The sequence below is a fragment of the Janthinobacterium sp. GMG2 genome, assembly GCF_033949445.1.
Taxonomy (GTDB): Bacteria; Pseudomonadota; Gammaproteobacteria; order Burkholderiales; family Burkholderiaceae_D; genus Janthinobacterium; species Janthinobacterium aestuarii.
In genome coordinates, this window is record NZ_JAXAWA010000006.1 from 353,567 (window position 1) to 373,375 (window position 19,809).

The 19,809-nt window shown below is 60.7% G+C and carries 17 protein-coding genes; 5 read left to right on the plus strand and 12 right to left on the minus strand.

Features of this window, described 5'->3' with window-relative positions:
* Window positions 1–87: 87 nt before the first annotated feature.
* The 11 genes from SKZ59_RS22145 to SKZ59_RS22195 all read right to left on the minus strand — a co-directional run bounded on the left by SKZ59_RS22145 (window position 88) and on the right by SKZ59_RS22195 (window position 11,913).
* On the minus strand, window positions 88–2,940 hold the full coding sequence (locus SKZ59_RS22145) for a 2-oxoglutarate dehydrogenase E1 component (protein WP_034752063.1): 2,853 nt from the start codon (window positions 2,938–2,940) through the stop codon (window positions 88–90).
* A 257-nt stretch (window positions 2,941–3,197) separates the two neighbouring features.
* Window positions 3,198–4,172: a LysR family transcriptional regulator gene (locus SKZ59_RS22150; RefSeq protein WP_319992965.1), complete on the minus strand. Its 975-nt coding sequence runs from the start codon at window positions 4,170–4,172 to the stop codon at window positions 3,198–3,200.
* A 238-nt stretch (window positions 4,173–4,410) separates the two neighbouring features.
* On the minus strand, window positions 4,411–4,953 hold the full coding sequence (locus tag SKZ59_RS22155; RefSeq protein ID WP_319992966.1) for an NAD(P)H-dependent oxidoreductase: 543 nt from the start codon (window positions 4,951–4,953) through the stop codon (window positions 4,411–4,413).
* Between the two features lie 215 nt (window positions 4,954–5,168).
* Entirely contained in the window at window positions 5,169–5,510 is a 342-nt protein-coding gene (locus SKZ59_RS22160; protein WP_319992967.1) for a helix-turn-helix domain-containing protein, read from the minus strand.
* A 98-nt stretch (window positions 5,511–5,608) separates the two neighbouring features.
* A complete protein-coding gene (gene gltA, locus SKZ59_RS22165; protein ID WP_034752071.1) occupies window positions 5,609–6,910 on the minus strand; it encodes a citrate synthase in 1,302 nt (433 codons plus the stop codon).
* Window positions 6,911–7,031: 121 nt separating this feature from the next.
* On the minus strand, window positions 7,032–7,313 hold the full coding sequence (locus SKZ59_RS22170; protein WP_034752073.1) for a succinate dehydrogenase assembly factor 2: 282 nt from the start codon (window positions 7,311–7,313) through the stop codon (window positions 7,032–7,034).
* Window positions 7,314–7,430: 117 nt separating this feature from the next.
* The gene (locus SKZ59_RS22175) at window positions 7,431–8,141 is read right to left on the minus strand and encodes a succinate dehydrogenase iron-sulfur subunit (RefSeq protein WP_034752075.1); all 711 of its coding nucleotides are present in this window, start codon (window positions 8,139–8,141) and stop codon (window positions 7,431–7,433) included.
* Window positions 8,142–8,150: 9 nt separating this feature from the next.
* Complete coding sequence (gene sdhA, locus SKZ59_RS22180) at window positions 8,151–9,932, minus strand: succinate dehydrogenase flavoprotein subunit (protein WP_035820761.1); 1,782 nt, start codon at window positions 9,930–9,932, stop codon at window positions 8,151–8,153.
* A gap of 2 nt (window positions 9,933–9,934) precedes the next feature.
* On the minus strand, window positions 9,935–10,300 hold the full coding sequence (sdhD, locus tag SKZ59_RS22185) for a succinate dehydrogenase, hydrophobic membrane anchor protein (protein WP_034752078.1): 366 nt from the start codon (window positions 10,298–10,300) through the stop codon (window positions 9,935–9,937).
* Between the two features lie 2 nt (window positions 10,301–10,302).
* Window positions 10,303–10,725, minus strand: coding sequence for a succinate dehydrogenase, cytochrome b556 subunit (sdhC, locus tag SKZ59_RS22190; RefSeq protein WP_034752080.1), 423 nt, complete (start codon window positions 10,723–10,725; stop codon window positions 10,303–10,305).
* A 306-nt stretch (window positions 10,726–11,031) separates the two neighbouring features.
* Window positions 11,032–11,913, minus strand: coding sequence for a GntR family transcriptional regulator (locus SKZ59_RS22195; protein ID WP_081367944.1), 882 nt, complete (start codon window positions 11,911–11,913; stop codon window positions 11,032–11,034).
* 305 nt (window positions 11,914–12,218) lie between these two features.
* On the opposite strand from SKZ59_RS22195, the gene SKZ59_RS22200 reads away from it, so the two are divergent.
* The 5 genes from SKZ59_RS22200 to SKZ59_RS22220 all read left to right on the plus strand — a co-directional run bounded on the left by SKZ59_RS22200 (window position 12,219) and on the right by SKZ59_RS22220 (window position 19,162).
* Window positions 12,219–13,208: a malate dehydrogenase gene (locus tag SKZ59_RS22200; protein ID WP_034752084.1), complete on the plus strand. Its 990-nt coding sequence runs from the start codon at window positions 12,219–12,221 to the stop codon at window positions 13,206–13,208.
* A gap of 111 nt (window positions 13,209–13,319) precedes the next feature.
* On the plus strand, window positions 13,320–14,318 hold the full coding sequence (locus tag SKZ59_RS22205; RefSeq protein ID WP_034752086.1) for an HpcH/HpaI aldolase/citrate lyase family protein: 999 nt from the start codon (window positions 13,320–13,322) through the stop codon (window positions 14,316–14,318).
* A 13-nt stretch (window positions 14,319–14,331) separates the two neighbouring features.
* Window positions 14,332–14,886 carry a hypothetical protein gene (locus SKZ59_RS22210; protein WP_070301541.1) on the plus strand — a complete coding sequence of 185 codons (555 nt, stop codon included), beginning with the start codon at window positions 14,332–14,334 and terminating at the stop codon, window positions 14,884–14,886.
* Window positions 14,887–14,974: 88 nt separating this feature from the next.
* Window positions 14,975–17,695 (plus strand): aconitate hydratase AcnA, encoded by a 2,721-nt coding sequence (gene acnA / locus SKZ59_RS22215; protein ID WP_034752089.1) that lies wholly within the window; start codon window positions 14,975–14,977, stop codon window positions 17,693–17,695.
* Between the two features lie 213 nt (window positions 17,696–17,908).
* Window positions 17,909–19,162, plus strand: a complete 1,254-nt coding sequence (locus SKZ59_RS22220; protein ID WP_034752091.1) for a DUF2863 family protein — start codon at window positions 17,909–17,911, stop codon at window positions 19,160–19,162.
* Between the two features lie 171 nt (window positions 19,163–19,333).
* On the opposite strand, the gene SKZ59_RS22225 is transcribed toward SKZ59_RS22220, so the two are convergent.
* Window positions 19,334–19,798, minus strand: a complete 465-nt coding sequence (locus tag SKZ59_RS22225) for a CYTH domain-containing protein (protein WP_092711278.1) — start codon at window positions 19,796–19,798, stop codon at window positions 19,334–19,336.
* Window positions 19,799–19,809 lie beyond the last annotated feature (11 nt).

The window sequence follows — 19,809 nt, forward strand, 5'->3', positions numbered from 1 at the left end:
GCCGCCCCTGCGTAGCAAGGACGGCGCTCCGTCATGATGTATGCAAGCAGGCGCCATGCAATCGCATGGCGCCCCTTATCCTGCCACTTACTTGGTCAGGATAAAACCCTTCAGCTTCGAGAATGCCGTTTCCAGCAGATCTTTTTGCTGGGCGTAGTGCTTGTCATAGTAACCGACAGCAGGCGACGCCGAAGCAGGACGGCCGGCGTAGGCCAGACGCTGACCCGATTCCAGGCCTTCGAAGATGTTGTGCTGGATCTGGAACCAGGCGCCCTGGTTTTGCGGCTCGTCCTGTGCCCAGACGACTTCGACCAGGTTCGGGAACTTCTTCAGTTCAGCAGCGAACGACTTGTGCGGGAACGGATACAGCTGTTCCAGCCGCACGATGGCCGTGTCGGTCTGGCCGCGGGTCTTGCGTGCGTTGACCAGGTCGTAGTAGACCTTGCCCGAGCAGGCGACCACGCGCTTGACTTTCTTGGCGTCGATTTTGTCGTCGACTTCGCCGATGACGGTCTGGAAACCGCCCTTGGCCAGGTCGGTCAGCGGCGAACCGGCATCCTTGTTGCGCAACAGCGACTTCGGCGTCAGGATGACCAGCGGCTTGCGGAACTGGCGCACCATCTGGCGGCGCAGCAAATGGAAGATCTGCGAAGCCGTCGTCGGCTGCACCACTTGCATGTTGTTGTCTGCGCACAGCTGCAGGAAACGTTCAGGACGTGCGGACGAGTGCTCAGGACCCTGGCCTTCGTAACCGTGCGGCAGCATCATGACCAGGCCCGAAGCGCGGCCCCACTTCACTTCGCCGGAGCTGATGAATTGGTCGATCACCACTTGCGCGCCGTTGGCGAAGTCGCCGAACTGGGCTTCCCAGATCGTCAGCGTGTTCGGTTCAGCGGTCGAGTAGCCGTATTCGAAGGCCAGTACGGCTTCTTCGGACAGCACCGAGTCGATGACGGTAAACGGCGCCTGGTTGTCCGACACGTTTTGCAGCGGAATGTAGGTACCTGCATCCCAACGCTCGCGGTTCTGGTCATGCAGCACGGCGTGGCGGTGCACGAAGGTGCCGCGGCCGGCATCCTGTCCGGTCAGGCGGATGGCATAGCCGGACGATACCAGCGAAGCGTAGGCCAGGTGTTCGCCCATGCCCCAGTCCAGGTTCATTTCGCCACGGCCCATGGTGCCACGGTCGCCCAGTACTTTTTCAACCAGCGAGTGGACCTTGAAGTCTTCCGGCACGGTGGTGATGCGGGTGGCCAGGCGTTTCAGTTCCGTCATCGGCACGGCGGTGTCGGCCGAATCGGTCCATTTCTTGTTCAGGAACGGCAGCCAGTCGACGGCGTACTTGTTCTTGAAGTTCGAGATGACTGGGTCGACGGTATGCTTGCCGGCGTCCATGGCGTCGCGGAATGCGGCCACCATCTTGTCGCCGCCATCGGCAGGGATCACGCCTTGCGCTACCAGCTTGTCCGCGTACAGCTTGCGGGTGCCTGGATGCTGGCCGATCTTCTTGTACATCAGTGGCTGCGTCAGTGCCGGCGTATCTTGCTCGTTGTGGCCAAGCTTGCGGTAGCAGATGATGTCGAGGACGATGTCCTTCTTGAATTCCATGCGGTAGTCGAGCGCGATCTGCGTCGCCAGCACCACGGCTTCCGGATCATCGGCGTTGATGTGCAGGACCGGTGCTTCGATCATCTTGACGACGTCCGAGCAGTACAGGGTCGAGCGGGCATCGCGCGGATCCGAGGTGGTGAAACCGATCTGGTTGTTGATCACGATATGCACCGTGCCGCCGGTATGGTAGCCGCGGGTTTGCGCCAGATTCAGCGTTTCCATGACCACGCCCTGGCCGGCGAAAGCGGCATCGCCGTGCACCAGGATAGGCAGCACTTGCGCGCCCTGCGCGTCGCCGCGGCGATCCATGCGGGCCTTGACGGAACCTTCGACCACAGGGTTGACGATTTCCAGATGCGACGGGTTGAACGCCAGCGACAGGTGGACCGGGCCGCCTGCGGTGGAGATGTCCGACGAGAAGCCTTGATGGTATTTCACGTCGCCGGCAGGCAGGTCGTCGCCATGCTTGCCTTCGAATTCTTCGAACAGTTCCTGCGGCGCTTTGCCCAGGGTGTTGACCAGCACGTTCAGGCGACCCCGGTGGGCCATGCCGATGACGATTTCCTGCACGCCTTTTTCGCCGGCGCGCTGGATGGTTTCATCCATCGAGGCGATGAAGGTTTCGCCGCCTTCCAGGGAGAAGCGCTTCTGGCCCACGTAGCGGGTGTGCAGATAGCGTTCCAGGCCTTCAGCCGCGGTTAGGCGGTCGAGGATGTGGATTTTTTTCTCTGGGGTGAAATTCGGGGTGGAGCGGATCGATTCCAGTTTCTCTTGCAGCCAGCGCTTTTCGGCCGGGTCGGAGATGTACATGAATTCGGCGCCGATCGAACGCGTATAGGTATCGCGCAGATAGTTGAGCAGATCGCGCAGGGTGGCGGTCTCGGGGCCAAAATAGGTATTGCTGATGTTGAACACGGTGTCCATGTCCGCGTCGGTGAAACCGTAGAAGCTCGGCTCGAGCTCAGGGATCATCGGACGTTCCTGGCGTTGCAGCGGATCCAGATTGGCCCAGTGCGAACCGAGGTAGCGGTAAGCGGCGATCAGCTGCGTGGCGGCGACGCGCTTGCGGCCCATTTCAGCATCGAAGGAAGCGGTCACTGTGCGGATCGGACCAGCTTTTGCGCGCTCGGCGAACGAGGCGACGACGGAGGCATGCGCCACGTCAGGCTTGTTGGTGCCATCGACGGCAGGCACGTGCTGCATTGCGTCGAAGTAGGAACGCCAGTTATCGGGTACCGAGCCTGGGTTGTTCAAATATGCCTCGTACAGGTCTTCCACGTACGGAGCATTCCCACCGAACAGGTAGGAGTTGGTCGTTAATTGCTGCATATATTGCTCACCTTTCTTCGCGCTTCGCGAGGAATTAGCGGGTTAATCTAACCTTCCGCGACACGGCCTGACCGGTTAGCGGATTGCACATCAAGTTGTGGGGAAGGGCTTTTTTATTGCACCAGCATTCTGCATACCGTCATTTAGAATAGCACGCGGTATTGTAACGCAACAACGACTAGTTGAATTTTATTTGGCAAGCAAATGTAAGCTGTGTTGTTGATTTTCCCGGGCTTGCAAGCCTGTCACTGTTGTGCTTACGGCACATCGGCGGCCCTGCCGGCGTGCCGCTTGCGGCCAACTGGTCTGCCCGGCGAAGGCGGCGCCGCGATGGCGGCCAGCCACTCGGCATCGCCGGCAAACCACTGCACCAGGAAGTCGAGCATGGTGCGCAGCAGGGGCGACATGTGCTGGCGCGAGGTGTAGACGCCGTAGATGCCCATGTCCTGCGGCTGGTACGCGGGCAGCAGCTCCACCAGCTGCCCGCTGGCGATCAGCGGTGCGGCCGAAAAGCGCGGCTGCAAGGCGATGCCCGCCCCCGCCACCGTGGCCACCAGCAGGACCAGCGACTCATTCGCCGACAGGCGGCCGCTGACGGGGACAGTGAGCGCTTCCCCGTCATGCGTAAATTGCCACAGGCTCTTGCCGAAATACGTGTACGTCAGGCAGTTGTGCAGGGCCAGGTCTTGCGCCCGGCGCGGCGCGCCGTGCGCGGCCAGATACGATGGTGCGGCGCACACCACCGAGGCGCAGCTGGCCAGCTGGCGCGCAATCAGGTTCGGCTCGAGCGCGTTCGTGATGCGGATCGCCAGGTCGATGCGCTGCTCCACCAGGTTGACGGCGCGGTTCTCCATCTGCAGGTCGACGGCGGCGCGCGGGTAGCGCCGCAGGTAAGCGGTTACTGCGCCAGCGAGCGCCGTCTGTGCCAGCGATTGCGAGCAGGTGATGCGCAGCAAACCGTGCGGCGTATCGACACCCTCGGGCGACGTAACGGCCATGGCGCCGGCCACTTCCAGCATCTGCCGGCAGCGCGCCAAGGTGGTCTCGCCCGCATCCGTCAGACTCAGACGGCGCGTGGTGCGATGCAACAGGCGCGCCCCCGCCCACTCTTCCATCTCGGCCAGATAGCGCGTCACCATGGCGCGCGACATATCGAGCGTCTCGCTGGCAGCCACCATGCTGCCCCGCTCGGCGATGGCGACGAATACTTGTGCGGCGGTGATACGGTCCATGCGGTACTCCCTTGATTCATCCGATCCATGCAACTAATACCGCAATCTACCCTATTTGCCGCGCCTGGTCGAAAGGCGGGAGAGCATTCAATACATAAAGAACAATATGCCTGCACGCGGCGCCCGCCTCTTCCGCACCCAAGAAACCGTTCCGGTGCGGCGCAGTTAGCGCACACCATCGCCGCCGGCGGCAAGCGCCCGAGCATCACCTGCTTGCACTGCGACTGGACCAGCGCTCTTACAAGGCAGCCAGGAAGCGCTCATACTCTTGCGCACTGCGTGCCAGCCGCCCGGCATAGTCCGGCTCCTTCGGCCCGTCTTCCGCGCCATAGAAGGCAAAGAAGCGGCGATTGTCGGCGCCGATATACGCCAGGGTGACATCGAACGGCGCCAGCAGCTGCGCCAGGGTGACGTTCCACTTGCCTTCCGGCGTGAAGTCTTCCTGGCGGATGCCTGCCGTCACGGCCAGCGCCACTTTTCTCCCCTTGAAGGCATCGCCGCCCGTGCCGTAAGCCCAGCCATACGCCAGCACCTCGTCGAGCCACTGCTTGAGCAAGGGCGGGCAGTTGAACCAGTACACGGGGAACTGCAAGACCACATTGGCGTGCGCCTCCACCAGCGCCTGCTCGCGCGCCACGTCGATGATGCCGTCGGGGTAAGCCTGGTGCACGTCGTGGATGGTGTAGCGGTCGGGATACTGCGCCAGCTCCTGCAGCCAGCGCTTGTTGGCGACCGACGTGCCGATGGAGGGATGGAAGACGATAACGAGGGTTTTCAACATGCTGTTTTCCTGAAATGGGATGGATGCACCGGCCCCGCGTTCACAGAAAAGCAGGCAAGCCGGTACCCTGCCCCGTAGCGCGTGGTTGCGCCCGCAGAGGCAAAAACAGCATAACCATGCTGAGTACTTTTCACAAGTACGCACATTTACTGCTCATACAGTATAAAAAGTAAGTTACTCGACCGTCGAATGGCGCTTTGCCGTGCATATCGGGGTCAGGCTGGCTGGTGCCGCTCGCCCCACTCGCACAAGGTATGCAGCACGGGGATCAGCGAGGCGCCCTTGCCTGAGAGCGAATACTCCACCTTGGGTGGCACTTGCGGATATTCCTTGCGCACGATCAGCGCGTCCGCTTCCAGCTCCTTCAGCACGACGCTGAGGGTCTTGAAGGCGATACCGCCGAGATGGCGCTTGAGTTCGTTATGCCGCAGCACCATGTTTTCCGCCAGCGCATACAGGATCAGCATCTTGTATTTGCCGCCGATCAGCGACAAGGTATAGCCGAATGCCGTATCGCCGAGGGCCACGCCGCTGGGGGCGCAGGTTTCTTCATTCATCGCGTTGTGTTTCCTGTTGAACCAGGGTCCGAGCATAACAGCCCGGCATAAAAAAACGGGCCGAAGCCCGTTTTTTTGTTTGCTGATACCGCTCTGGATTAACGCTTGTCCAGTGGCAGTACTTCGCGCGTGGTCGAACCGACGAACAGCTGGCGCGGACGGCCGATTTTTTGCTCTGGGTCGGCGATCATTTCGTTCCACTGGGCGATCCAGCCGATCGTACGGGCCATGGCGAAGATACCGGTGAACAGCGACACAGGGATGCCCAGCGCCGATTGCACGATGCCCGAGTAGAAGTCGACGTTCGGGTACAGTTTGCGCGACACGAAGTATTCGTCGTTCAGTGCAATCTTTTCCAGTTCCATCGCCAGCTTGAACAGCGGGTCGTCTTGCAGACCCAGTTCTTGCAGCACTTCATAGCACGTTTCACGCATCAGCTTGGCGCGTGGATCGAAGTTCTTGTACACGCGGTGGCCAAAGCCCATCAGCTTGACGCCGGAGTTCTTGTCCTTGACTTGCGCGATGAAGGCAGGGATGTTCTCGACGGTGCCGATTTCTTTCAGCATGTTCAGTGCCGCTTCGTTGGCGCCGCCGTGGGCAGGGCCCCACAGGCAGGCGATACCGGCAGCGATACAGGCGAACGGGTTGGCGCCCGACGAACCGGCCAGACGGACGGTCGATGTCGATGCGTTTTGCTCGTGGTCCGCGTGCAGGATCAGGATGCGGTCCAGGGCGCGCACCAGCACGTCGTTGACCTTGTACTCTTCGCACGGGTTGGCGAACATCATGTGCATGAAGTTGGCGCTGTACGACAGGTCGTTGCGTGGGTAAACGAACGGCTGGCCGACCGAGTACTTGTAGGTCATGGCGACCAGCGTTGGCATCTTGGCGATCAGGCGGATGGCCGACACTTCGCGGTGACGCGGGTCGTTGATGTCCAGCGAGTCATGGTAGAACGATGCCAGCGCGCCGACGGTGCCCACCAGGACCGACATCGGATGCGCGTCGCGGCGGAAGCCACGGAAGAAGAATTGCATCTGTTCGTGCACCATCGTGTGCTTGGTGACGGTGTCGACGAACTTGGCTTTCTGCGCCGCGTTCGGCAGTTCGCCGTTCAGCAGCAGGTAGCACGATTCCATGAAGTCGGCGTTGACGGCCAACTGTTCGATCGGGTAACCACGGTACAGCAGCTCGCCCTTGTCGCCGTCGATGTAGGTGATCGACGAGTTACAGGCGGCCGTCGACATAAAGCCTGGGTCGTAGGTGAACTTGCCGCTACCGGCGTACAGTTTGCGGATGTCGATGACGTCCGGGCCAACCGTGCCTTTGTAGATTGGAAATTCAAGCGATGGGCTGCCATCGGAGAACGACAGGGTAGCTTTTGTGTCAGAGATATTCATGGGCTCTTCCTTCTCGGGAGTGAGTCGAAATTAAAATCAAAAATTCTGGCTGCAATTCGCACCGCACTCGGCAGTGCTACAGCGCGCCACTCGCACCGTTTGCAATATATCGCCCAGGCGCCTAGGCAATGCGCAGTCGTTGCAGCAGTGCGCGCACATGCGGCAGATCGACTTCGCCTTCCGGCTCTTTACGGGCCAGTACCAGATCCATTAACGCATTGTCCGATAAATCCAGCAAACGCGTCAGCGCGTCAACTTCTTCATCGGTCAATTCGGTTTCATACGCATCGAGAAAACGGGTCAGGATAATGTCGTTTTCCAGCAGGCCACGGCGTGAACGCCAGCGCAGGCGGGCGCGGTTGGCCGGGTCGGCCTGATGCGAGGACAAAATTGATTCTGTCATTTGGTTTACCACTTTACGTGTGCCTTGCGGCACGGTGCTGCTTTGCAGGCGCCGCCTGCAGGCAAGAGAGGATACCCTCTTCCCGCAAACGGCGCCCGGCGGATGCGATCAGGAGGATCAGATCGCGCGGCGGACCATCAATTCCTTGATCTTGCCAATCGCCTTGTTCGGGTTCAACCCTTTCGGGCAGACGTCGACACAGTTCATGATCGAATGGCAGCGGAACAGGCGGTAAGGGTCTTCCAGGTTGTCCAGACGCGCGCCGGTGGCTTCGTCGCGCGAATCGGCGATGAAGCGGTAGGCTTGCAGCAGGCCGGCCGGGCCGACGAATTTGTCCGGATTCCACCAGAACGACGGGCACGACGTGGAGCAGCATGCGCATAGGATGCACTCGTACAGGCCATCGAGTTCTTCGCGCTGTTCCGGCGATTGCAGGCGTTCTTTTTCAGGCGGGATCGAATCGTTGATCAGGAAAGGCTTGATCGAATCGTACTGCTTGAAAAATTGCGTCATGTCGACGATCAGGTCGCGGATGACCGGCAAACCTGGCAACGGACGCAGCACGATAGGCTCCGACAGTTCATTCAGGTTGGTCGTGCATGCCAGGCCGTTCTTGCCGTTGATGTTCATCGCGTCCGAACCGCACACGCCTTCGCGGCACGAGCGGCGCAGGGCCAGCGAGTCATCGACGTCCGCCTTGATGCGCTGCAGTGCGTCGAGCAGCATCTTGTCGGTGTCTTTCAGTTCGACCGTCAGGTCTTGCATGTACGGCTTGGCATCCTGGTCAGGATCGTAGCGGTAGATTTTGAATTTAAGAGTGCGTGCCATGGTATAGCCTTAGAAAGTACGTGGTTTCGGTTTGAAGGTATCAACCGTCAGCGGCTTGGTCACGACTGGCTTGTATTCCAGTCGGTTGCCTTCCGAATACCACAGAGTGTGCTTCATCCAGTTGTCGTCGTCACGTTGCGGATGGTCGTCCTGGGCGTGGGCGCCGCGCGATTCCTTGCGCGCTGCCGCCGAAACGATGGTCGCTTTCGCCGTTTCGATCAAGTTGTCCAGCTCCAGTGCTTCCACGCGAGCCGTGTTGAAGACCATCGATTTATCCTTGAAGGAGACGTGCTTGCGGCGCTCGTCGAGCTTCATGATTTCTTCGACGCCCTTGTTCAGCATCTCGTCGGTACGGAACACGCCGCAGTACTTCTGCATCGTTGCGCGGATGTCGTTCGCCACGCCCTGCACGGTTTCCGTGCCGGTCGAGTTTTCCAGGCGCGCCAGGCGGCCCATGGCAAATTCGGCTGCATCGGCTGGCAAAGGCTTGTTTTCCTTGGCTTTCAGGCCGCTGTTGACGATGTGGTTGCCGGCCGCGCGGCCGAAGACCACGAGGTCGAGCAGCGAGTTCGTGCCCAGGCGGTTGGCGCCGTGCACGGAAACGCAGGCGCATTCGCCGATCGCGTACAGGCCGTTGACAACCTTGGCCGAATTATCCGGACCGGTCGGGGTGACGACCTGGCCGTGGATGTTCGTCGGGATGCCGCCCATCTGGTAGTGAATCGTCGGCACGACAGGAATCGGTTCCTTGGTCGCGTCGACGTTGGCGAACTTGTGGCCGATTTCCAGGATCGACGGCAGGCGCTTGGCGATGGTGTCGGCGCCGATATGGCGCAGGTCCAGCATCACGTGGTCCTTGTTCGGACCGCAGCCGCGGCCTTCCTTGATTTCCTGGTCCATCGAACGCGAGACGAAGTCGCGCGGCGCCAGATCCTTCAAGGTCGGCGCATAGCGCTCCATGAAGCGTTCGCCTTCGCTATTGATCAGGATGCCGCCTTCGCCGCGCACGCCTTCGGTGATCAATACGCCCGCGCCGGCCACGCCGGTCGGGTGGAACTGCCAGAATTCCATGTCCTGCAGCGGCAGGCCGGCGCGTGCCGCCATGCCCATGCCGTCGCCGGTGTTAATGAACGCATTCGTCGACGCGGCGAAGATACGGCCTGCGCCGCCCGTTGCCATGACCGTCGTTTTTGCTTCCAGGATCATGCATTCGCCGGTTTCCATTTCCAGCGCGACAACACCAATCACATCGCCTTCGGCGTCACGGATCAGGTCGAGTGCCATCCATTCGACGAAGAAGTGCGTACGCGCACGGACGTTGCGCTGGTACAGCGTGTGCAACAGCGCGTGACCGGTACGGTCGGCTGCCGCGCAAGCGCGCTGCACCGGCTTTTCGCCGAAGTGGGCCGTGTGGCCGCCGAATGGACGCTGATAGATGGTGCCGTCAGGGTTGCGGTCGAATGGCATGCCGAAGTGTTCCAGTTCGTACACGACCTTCGGTGCTTCGCGGCACATGAATTCGATGGCATCCTGGTCGCCCAGATAGTCGCCACCCTTGACGGTGTCGAACATGTGCCAGAACCAGTTGTCTTCGGCCATGTTACCGAGCGACGCGCCGATACCGCCCTGCGCCGCAACGGTGTGCGAGCGGGTCGGGAAGACTTTCGACAGAACAGCGACGTTCAGGCCGGCTTCAGCCAGCTGCAACGACGCGCGCATGCCGGAACCGCCGGCGCCAACGATAACCGCATCAAAGCGGCGGGTAGGGATTGCAGATTTATATGCTGCCACGATTACACACTCCAGAGTATCTGTACCGTCCAGCCGGCACAAGCGATCAACCACAGCATGGTGGCAATTTGCAGGGTCAGACGGAGGCCAGCGCTTTTCACGTAGTCCATCCAGATGTCGCGTACGCCGACCCATGCGTGGTAGAACAGGGCGACGAAGGTCACCAGGCTGAACAATTTAAACCACTGCTGTGCGAACAGACCAGCCCAGCCTTCATAGCTGAAGTTGCTGCCGGTCAGGAAAGAAATAAGCAGGATGGCCACATAGGCCACCATGACGATGGCGGTAACGCGTTGCGCCAGCCAATCGCGCAAGCCGTAATGGGCACCGACGACGAGGCGTTTCGGTCCGATATTATTGTCTGCCATGTTTAAAATACTCCAAACAGTTTCAAAGCGACCAAGGCCGTCAACACCAGGCTCACGACCAGCACGGACGACGCGGTCTTGCGTGCCGAATCTTTTTCGATGGCAACGTGCACGTCCATGAACAGGTGACGGATACCGGCGCAGAAGTGGTGCAGGAAGGCCCAGACGAGGCCCAGGGTGATCAGCTTGACGAACCAGTGCGAGGCGATGCCCTGGAAGTAGGCATAGGACATTTCGGAACGCAGGCTCAGTTCCAGCATGTACAGGATACATGGCAGCAAGGCGAAAATGATGAAACCGCTGATGCGATGCAGGATCGAGACGATGGCGCCGACAGCCATGCGGTAGTTCGACAATTCGGTAACATGAATGTTACGGAATTGCGGCCGTTCTTTTTTTGGTACTTCTCTTACGGCTTCAGACATAACAAAAACCTCCCCTTTGAATTTCAACTAAATATTGAAGCCGCGATTTTCGCCGATTTTCGCAACCCATACCAATATCTATTGTTACATATAACCAAAATGGTTTTTTACTACAAAATACCGCGCTACTTTCCGTAGTTCACGTAATTTAATTACAGAATCGCCGGCAAAACACGGCCCGCCGGGGCGGGCCATGCTGTCGCTGCGCTTTCCGTTGTCTCCGTTGCCCGCCTTGCGGCAGGCATCTTGCAAGCGATGCACTTCAGCCTTGCTGCTTGTTCGGACGCCCGCAGGCGCCCCGCCGCTTCAGCTGAGTTCATTCTGATAATGATGGCGACTGGTCAGGTACAAGCCCCGACGCAGTTCGACCGGCTTGTCGCCGTAGGTAAACGACACGCGCTCGGAACTGAGCAAGGGCGTGCCGAGGTCGATATTTAACAATTGCGCGGCGCCCGCGTCGGCGCACACGGCGCGGATCTGTTCGGACGCACGTATCATGCGCGTGCCAAATTCCGTTTCGAACAGGCCGTACATGGGGCCCTTGTATTCCACTAGGCGCTCGGCCGTCAGGCCCTTGAAGATCAGTCCGGGCAGCCACAGCTCCTCGACGATGGTCGGCACGCCGTCGAAATACTGCACGCGCTTGATGAAGATGACGGCGTCGCCGGACTTCAGGTCCATCAGGCGCGCCACGTCGGCCGGCGCGCGCACGCGCTTGACTTCGATAAACTTGCTTTCGGGATAATGCGGCACGCCTTCGTCCGGCACCAGGCGCAGGAAGCGGAAATGCGCGCGCGCCTCATGGTGGGTGGAAACGAAAGTGCCCTTGCCCTGGCGGCGCATGACGAGATTCTCGGCGGCCAGTTCATCGATGGCCTTGCGCACCGTGCCCTGGCTGACCTTGAAGCGGCCTGCCAGTTCGACTTCGCTGGGAATCAGCTCGCCCGGCTTCCATTCGCCCGATTGCAGGCTCTGCGTGATGAGCGCCTTGATCTGCTGGTACAGGGGACTGAAGGTGGGAGAAGCGGTCGCGGCAGGCGCGGACACGGCGGTGGCAGTGGTATTAATGCTGGCGACAGGGGTGCTGGCCGCAGTGGCGGCAGGCGTGGCCGGGGTGCCCGCGGTCGGACTGACCGCCCCGCTTGCAGCAGTGGCATTGTTGGTCAGATTGGACGAGGCGGAATTCATAGTCCGACATTTCAACACAAATCACTGCCCACGTCCAGTAAAACAGACGTAGTTATCTGTCTTATATAAGACATAAGATATGATTGACAGATAGGGATCAGAGGCCTAAACTGCCCTCGATAAAACTTGTGAGCCAGCGTTTTATGTTGTCGGCCAGCCACTCTGGCCTCGTGCAGCACAAGCGTGACGGCAGCGTACACCAGCAATTCGGTGGCGCGGGCCGGTTTTGGTATCATTACAGTTTTTCCGGATAAGCGTAAGCCCAGCTTCAAGCCCGTTTTCTTTCCCATTTTTGGAGATTCATCATGGCTAAAACCCCAATGCGTGTTGCAGTGACCGGCGCCGCCGGCCAGATCGGCTACGCCCTGTTGTTCCGCATCGCCAATGGCGACATGCTCGGCAAAGACCAGCCTGTCATCTTGCAACTGCTTGAAATCCCGGACGAAAAAGCCCAGAAGGCGCTCAAGGGCGTGATGATGGAAATCGACGACTGCGCCTTCCCGCTGCTGACGGAAATGACCGCCCACTCCGATCCGCTGACCGCATTCAAGGATGTCGATGTGGCCGTCCTGGTTGGCGCGCGTCCACGCGGCCCAGGCATGGAACGCAAGGACCTGCTGGAAGCGAACGCCCAGATCTTCACGGTACAAGGCAAGGCGCTCGACGCCGTCGCTTCGCGCAATGTCAAAGTACTGGTGGTCGGCAACCCTGCCAACACCAACGCCTACATCGCCATGAAATCGGCACCATCGCTGCCAGCGAAAAACTTCACCGCCATGCTGCGCCTGGACCACAACCGCGCGCTGTCGCAAGTCGCTGCCAAGACCGGCACCGCCGTGAAAGACATCGAGAAGCTGACCGTCTGGGGCAACCACTCGCCTACGATGTACGCTGACTACCGCTTCGCCACCGTGAACGGCAAGGCTGTCAAAGACCTGATCAACGACCAGGAATGGAACGCCAACGTGTTCCTGCCTACCGTCGGCAAGCGCGGCGCTGCCATCATCGAAGCGCGCGGCCTGTCGTCGGCAGCGTCGGCAGCGAACGCCGCCATCGACCACATCCATGACTGGATGCTGGGCACGGCCGGCAAGTGGACCACCATGGGCGTTCCTTCGGATGGCTCGTATGGCATCCCTGAAGGCACCGTGTTCGGCTTCCCGGTCACCACCGACAACGGTGAGTACACCATCGTTCAAGGTCTGGAAATCGATGCATTCTCGCAAGAGCGCATCAACCTGACCCTGAAGGAACTGACCGAAGAGCGCGAAGGCGTGAAACACCTGCTGGCCTAAGTCCAGTTTTGGCGGCGCGGCAATGCGCCGCCCGCCAAAGAAGGCCGCCCCGCGCATGTCGCGGCGCGGCTGTTTTATCAAGTAGTCTTTACCTGCAGAAATGCCTTAAGCATGCACCCTTCCGAGGTTTTATTCCAAGGCAAACGCCAGCCGCTGTTGCTCGCCGCTTGCGACCACTACGCCGGCTCTGAAAAGCTGATGCGTAAATCGATTGCTTTGCAACAAGAGCTTGGCCCCCTGTTCGACATCACGTTCGACTGCGAAGACGGCGCCAGCGCCGGCAACGAAGAAGCCCACGCGCTGATGATCGCCGGCCTGCTGGCCAGCGGCGAAAACCAATTCAACCGTATCGGCGTGCGCGTGCACGACGTCGACAGCCCGTTTTTCGCGCGCGACGTGGAAATCATCTGCAGCGCCGCGTCCCGCCTGGCCTATATCGCCGTGCCCAAGGTGGCCGGCGTGCAGGATGCCATGCTGGCCATCGACCTGATCAACCTGCACGCGCGCCGCGCCGGCCGCGACAACCTGCCCGTGCACATCCTGATCGAAACGCATGGCGCGCTGCGCGACGCCTACGCGATCGCCGCCCTGCCCCAGGTCGAATGCCTGTCCTTCGGCATCATGGATTTCGTGTCGGCCCACTACGGCGCCATTCCCGCCGCCGCCATGCGCACGCCGGGCCAGTTCACGCACCCGCTGGTGGTGCGCGCCAAGCTGGAAGTGGCGGCCGCCTGCCACGCGCACGGCAAGGTGGCGTCGCACAACGTGACGACGGACGTGCGCGATTCGGCCGTGGTGGCGAATGACGCCCAGCGCGCGACAGCCGAGTTCGGCTACACGCGCATGTGGAGCATCCACCCGGACCAGATCAAGCCCATCATCAAGGCCTTTACGCCGCGCCTGTCCGAAGTCAACGAAGCGAGCAACATCCTCAATGAGGCGCTGCGCGCCAACTGGGGACCGATTGCACAAAATGGCCGCTTGCACGACCGCGCCAGCTACCGATATTATTGGACCGTTTTGCAACGCGCCAAACTGGCAGGCCTCGGCCTGCCCGAGGCGGCCGCTGCATTACTCAACACCCCCTCTTCCAGCACCACTGAAAACTGACAGGAATTACACGATGTCCCTCTCCAAATTAGCAATTGCCTGCAGCGTCGCGCTGGGCGCCATGACCCTCACGCTGGCGCCAGCCAGCTTCGCCGCCACGGCAGAGGCAAATCCCAAGGCCGTCAAGGCTGTCAAGGCCAAGCCAAAGGCCAAGACCAGCAAGGCCAAGGCAGCCGCCAAGGAAGCCCATCCGCTCGCCATGTCGGTCGCCGACAAGGAAGAATCCGATGAGCCGGACACCGCAGGCTCGGCTTCCACCGATTTCAATTGTGAACTTGGTAACAAAATTACCATCTACACCAATGCTACTGACGACAAACACATCGCCCTGCGCTGGAAGAAGCGCCTGCACCGCCTGAGCCGCGTTGGCACCACCACCGGCGCCAACCGCTTCGAGAACCGTCTGTACGGCCTCGTGTGGATCGGCATCCCGGCCAAAGGCATGCTGCTCGATTCCAAGCAGGGCCGCCAACTGGCCAATGAATGCAAGGATGCGGAGCAAGCCAAGCCGGCGGCAGTGGTGGAAGCCGCGCCATCGCTGGGCGTGCTGCCGGCCGCCGGCGGCTGATGTGCGTAGCAAGGGCCTCTTCGGGGGCTCAGTCATGTTTTGTAATTTGAATAATCAATAAATAGACGATACCCAACAAGGAGAGGTCATGTCCCGCAACACTCTGAACACGCTCAAGGACTTTAATATTTCGGATAGCAAGAAGGGCAAGCTGTACTCCCTGCCTGCGCTGGAAAAAAGCCTGGGCATCAATGTCTCCCGCCTGCCAGTGTCGATTCGTATCGTGCTCGAATCGGTATTGCGCAACTGCGACGGCAAAAAAGTCACCGAAGAACACGTCAAGCAATTGGCGAGCTGGGGCCCGACCGCCGAGCGCACCGACGAGATCCCGTTCGTAGTGGCGCGCGTCGTGCTGCAAGACTTCACCGGCGTACCGCTGCTGGCCGACCTGGCAGCGATGCGCAACGTGGCCGCCAAGATGGGCATCAACGCCAAGAAGATCGAACCGCTGGTACCGGTCGACCTGGTGGTCGACCACTCGGTGACCATCGATCACTACCGCGAAAAGAAAGCGCTGGACCTGAACATGAAACTGGAATTCTCGCGTAACAACGAGCGTTACCAGTTCATGAAATGGGGCATGCAGGCATTCGACACCTTCGGCGTCGTGCCACCAGGCTTCGGCATCGTCCACCAGGTCAACCTGGAATACCTGGCGCGCGGCGTGCACCACGCAGGCAAGAAAGCCGGCGACGTGTACTACCCTGACACCCTGGTCGGCACCGACTCGCACACCACCATGATCAACGGCATCGGCGTGGTCGGATGGGGCGTGGGCGGCATCGAGGCGGAAGCCGGCATGCTGGGCCAGCCGGTCTACTTCCTGACGCCAGACGTCATCGGCGTGAACCTGTCGGGCGCGCTGCGCGAAGGCTGCACCGCCACCGACCTGGTACTGACCATCACCGAACTGCTGCGCAAAGAAAAAGTCGTCGGCAAGTTCGTCGAATTCTTCGGCGAAGGCACCGAGTCGCTGACCCTGACCGACCGCGCGACGATCGCCAACATGGCACCGGAATACGGCGCGACCATGGGCTTCTTCCCGGTCGACGAAGCGACCATCGATTACTTCAAGGGCACCGGCCGCAGCAAGGCTGAAATCGCCGCGTTCGAAGGCTACTTCAAGGCGCAAAACCTGTTCGGCGTGCCAAAGGCCGGCGAGATCGACTACACCCGCGTGGTGGAACTGGACCTGGCATCGGTCGCTCCGTCGCTGGCCGGCCCGAAACGCCCGCAAGACCGTATCGAAATCGGCAACGTCAAGGCGAACTTCGCCGAGCTGTTCGCCAAGCCAACCACGGAAAACGGCTTCAACAAGAACCCGGCCGACCTGGCTGCCGTGTACGAAACGACGAACGGCGTGAAAGTGTCGAACGGCGACGTGCTGATCGCCGCGATCACCTCGTGCACCAATACCTCGAACCCGAGCGTGATGCTGGCTGCCGGCCTGCTGGCCAAGAAAGCCGTCGAAGCCGGCCTGAAAGTCGCGCCGCACATCAAGACTTCGCTGGCTCCTGGCTCGCGCGTCGTGACCGAGTACCTGACCGCCGCCGGTCTGCTGCCATACCTGGAAAAACTGGGCTTCGGCGTGACCGCCTACGGCTGCACCACCTGTATCGGCAATGCGGGCGACCTGACGCCCGAGCTGAACGCAGCGATTGCCACGCATGACATCGTCGCGTCGGCCGTGCTGTCGGGCAACCGCAACTTCGAAGCGCGCATTCACCCGAACATCCGCTCGAACTTCCTCGCTTCGCCACCGCTGGTCGTCGCTTACGCCATCGCCGGCAACATGACGCGCGACCTGATGACGGAACCGGTCGGCAAGGGCAAGGGCGGCAAGGACGTCTACCTGGGCGACATCTGGCCGACCTCGGCTGAAGTATCGGCCATGATGAAGTTCGCCATGAACGCCAAGGTGTTCAAGGACAACTACGCGGACGTCAAGGGCGCGCCAGGCAAGCTGTGGGAAAAAGTCACGACCGTGTCCGGTCAAGTCTACAACTGGCCGAAATCGACCTACATCGCGGAACCTCCGTTCTTCGACAACTTCTCGATGACGCCAGCGGCAGTGGCCACCGGCATCGAAGGCGCGCGCGCACTGGGCGTGTTCGGCGATTCCATCACCACCGACCACATCTCGCCAGCCGGCTCGATCCAGGAAAACGGTCCTGCAGGCAAATGGCTGAAGGAAAACGGCGTCCTGAAAGCGGACTTCAACTCCTACGGCTCGCGTCGCGGCAACCATGAAATCATGATGCGCGGCACGTTCGCCAACGTGCGTATCAAAAACCGCATGATCCCTGCCAAGGCGGACGGTTCGGCGGTCGAAGGCGGCATCACGATCCACCAGCCTTCCGGCGAAGAAATGTCGATCTACGACGCAGCGATGAAATATGTTGCTGAAGGCACGCCAACCATGGTCTTCGGCGGCGAAGAGTACGGTACGGGCTCGTCGCGCGACTGGGCAGCCAAAGGTACGCAACTGCTGGGCGTGAAAGCCGTGATCACCCGTTCGTTCGAGCGTATCCACCGCTCGAACCTGGTGGGCATGGGCGTGCTGCCGCTGCAATTCATCGGCGACGACAGCGTGCAAACCCTGGGCATCACCGGCAAGGAAACCTTCGACCTGAAAGGCCTCGAAGGCGAAATCAAGCCACAGCAACTGGCTACCCTGGTGATCCACCGCGCCGACGGCTCCAGCCAGGAAGTCAAAGTCCTGCTGCGCATCGATACGCCGATCGAAGTCGATTACTACAAGCATGGCGGTATCCTGCCATTCGTGCTGCGTCAACTGCTGGCCGAGTAACCAGCCCAGCTGTGATGCAAGATAAAGGCGCCGGTTTCGACCGGCGCTTTTTTTCGTCCCTGCATCCCGTTCCGACTTGAAATTTCGACTATTGGCATGATCTAAGGACAGCTTACGTATTGCGTGCGGCTGAATCCTCTACAATACGGTTATAAGGGTTTATCATTGTTTGACTGATCCATTTTTTTCACTTTCCGAGACTCTTATCCCGCTATGCGTCGTCCTTCCAAAGATTCATCCCATAAACTGACTGCCGACAGCCAGCGCCTGGTCACCTTTGCCCAGGCGATCGTACAGGCAGCCAGCCGTCTCGAAGAGCGGTCCTGGGAACACAGCCTGGATACGCAGCTCCAGAAATTACTCAAAACCGGCCACCAGGACACCATCGACAACACCCTGGGCAGCCTGTTCAAGGATGACTTGAACGCCTATGACGTGCTGATGGACTGCGTTGAAGCCGTCAGCGAATCGACCGTCATCACGCATGAAGACGTGCGCTACGACGCCCTGCTCGTCGCCGTGCCCATCCTCGCGTGGACGCGCTTTTCCATCGCTTCCGGCCCCATGGCCGGCGACGCGCACGGTGTGCTGTCGGCGCATTTCGCCGCCCACCTGCTGGCCGACGGCACGAAGATGGCCATGGCGCCAACGCTCTACTCGATCGACCAGTTGCCGCGCAGCCATGTCGAAACCTATGCCAAGACGCAAAAGCTTGCCCTGGCCGCGCTGAAAGGCACGGCCGTCAAGCCCTCGGGCAAAGAAGCGGAAACGGCGCCCTTCCTGGCCGACACGCGCTACCTGCTGGTGGCCGTGGTGGCCCCTGCCGGCGCGCCGCTGTTCCGCTGGCAGACGCCTTCGAGCCAGCTCGACTTCATCGCCGAACGCAGCGCCGCCCTGGAGCAATGGCGCACGCAGGCGACGCCGACATTCGCCCGCCTGCTGCCCGGCTGCGGCCTGGAATTGCTGCTGCCGGAGGCGTATTACGTGGCCTGCCGCGAAGCGGACAAGCTGATACGTCCCGTCTCCGTGCGCGCCGCCGTGCACTACCTGACGCATACCTTGGCCATCGAGCCGTCGGAACTGCGCGCCGTCATCGCCGGCTTCGGCGAAGAAGCGGCCGACGGCCAGGTGGACGAGTACCGCATCGCCTTCACCCTGCGCCAGGCGCCGGACGTCATCTATGGCATCGTCTGGCCTTTGTACGGCCAGGAAGACGAGGATGGCACGCCGATCGAAGGCCTGATCCAGGTCGGCATCGCCGCGCTGGACAAGCAAAAGACACCGGTCGATGAAATCATCGAGCACCTGAACGCCGCCGGCGTGACGCAGATCAAGCGCCACGCGGAACGTTTTGTCGGTGAATACTGCGACGATTGCGGCGCGCCCCTGTTTGCCGATCCGGTCGGCGAGCTGGCGCATGCGGAGATGCCCGAAGATACGCCACAAGGCACAGAGCATTTCCACTGATGCTGTAACGGTGTTGTCGGATTACGCGCTGCGCGCTAATCCGACCTGCGCTGCCGGTATGGGCCGTAGGTCGGATTAGCCGGCACGGCGTAATCCGACAACAGCGTTGGCGCATAAAAAAGGCGGAACCTCGGTTCCGCCTTTTTCATTGCAACGTCATTTACAACACCATCACCACTGCGAAAACGGGTGGCGGATCAAATTCGCGTTGTAATAGCGCGCGTCGCCCGACACTTCCGCGCCGATCCAGTCCGGCTTGTCGAAGGGCTGGTCTTCCGAAGCCAGTTCGATCTCGGCCACCAGCAGGCCCGCATTGGCGCCGAGGAACTCGTCGACTTCCCATACCATGCCCGCGTGTTCGATGCGGTGGCGAACCTTTTCGATCAGCGGCTGCTCGCACAGGCCGTCGAGCAGTTCGGCCGCGTCGGCCAGCGGAATCGGATATTCCCACTCGCCGCGCGTGGCGCCCACGTTGGCGCCCTTGATGGTCAGCATCGCCTGTTCGCCCTCGATGCGCACGCGCACCACGCGCTCGCGCGCGGACGACAGATAGCCCTGGCGCAGCAGCACCGCCTGCCCCAGGCCGCGCCAGGCATCGCCGGCCAGCAGGAATTTACGCTCGATCTCGACGCCCATGATCAACGCCG

What these genes read in the sequence shown, in the direction of transcription:
- SKZ59_RS22210 (WP_070301541.1), top strand. Translation starts at nt 14,332, where the DNA reads ATGTCCCTCTCCAAATTAGCAATTGCCTGCAGCGTCGCGCTGGGCGCC.
- sdhC (WP_034752080.1), bottom strand. Translation starts at nt 10,725, where the DNA reads ATGTCTGAAGCCGTAAGAGAAGTACCAAAAAAAGAACGGCCGCAATTC.
- SKZ59_RS22195 (WP_081367944.1), bottom strand. Translation starts at nt 11,913, where the DNA reads ATGAATTCCGCCTCGTCCAATCTGACCAACAATGCCACTGCTGCAAGC.
- acnA (WP_034752089.1), top strand. Translation starts at nt 14,975, where the DNA reads ATGTCCCGCAACACTCTGAACACGCTCAAGGACTTTAATATTTCGGAT.
- SKZ59_RS22205 (WP_034752086.1), top strand. Translation starts at nt 13,320, where the DNA reads ATGCACCCTTCCGAGGTTTTATTCCAAGGCAAACGCCAGCCGCTGTTG.
- SKZ59_RS22225 (WP_092711278.1), bottom strand. Translation starts at nt 19,798, where the DNA reads ATGGGCGTCGAGATCGAGCGTAAATTCCTGCTGGCCGGCGATGCCTGG.
- sdhD (WP_034752078.1), bottom strand. Translation starts at nt 10,300, where the DNA reads ATGGCAGACAATAATATCGGACCGAAACGCCTCGTCGTCGGTGCCCAT.
- SKZ59_RS22155 (WP_319992966.1), bottom strand. Translation starts at nt 4,953, where the DNA reads ATGTTGAAAACCCTCGTTATCGTCTTCCATCCCTCCATCGGCACGTCG.
- gltA (WP_034752071.1), bottom strand. Translation starts at nt 6,910, where the DNA reads ATGAATATCTCTGACACAAAAGCTACCCTGTCGTTCTCCGATGGCAGC.
- SKZ59_RS22175 (WP_034752075.1), bottom strand. Translation starts at nt 8,141, where the DNA reads ATGGCACGCACTCTTAAATTCAAAATCTACCGCTACGATCCTGACCAG.
- SKZ59_RS22145 (WP_034752063.1), bottom strand. Translation starts at nt 2,940, where the DNA reads ATGCAGCAATTAACGACCAACTCCTACCTGTTCGGTGGGAATGCTCCG.
- SKZ59_RS22170 (WP_034752073.1), bottom strand. Translation starts at nt 7,313, where the DNA reads ATGACAGAATCAATTTTGTCCTCGCATCAGGCCGACCCGGCCAACCGC.
- SKZ59_RS22200 (WP_034752084.1), top strand. Translation starts at nt 12,219, where the DNA reads ATGGCTAAAACCCCAATGCGTGTTGCAGTGACCGGCGCCGCCGGCCAG.
- SKZ59_RS22220 (WP_034752091.1), top strand. Translation starts at nt 17,909, where the DNA reads ATGCGTCGTCCTTCCAAAGATTCATCCCATAAACTGACTGCCGACAGC.
- SKZ59_RS22150 (WP_319992965.1), bottom strand. Translation starts at nt 4,172, where the DNA reads ATGGACCGTATCACCGCCGCACAAGTATTCGTCGCCATCGCCGAGCGG.
- SKZ59_RS22160 (WP_319992967.1), bottom strand. Translation starts at nt 5,510, where the DNA reads ATGAATGAAGAAACCTGCGCCCCCAGCGGCGTGGCCCTCGGCGATACG.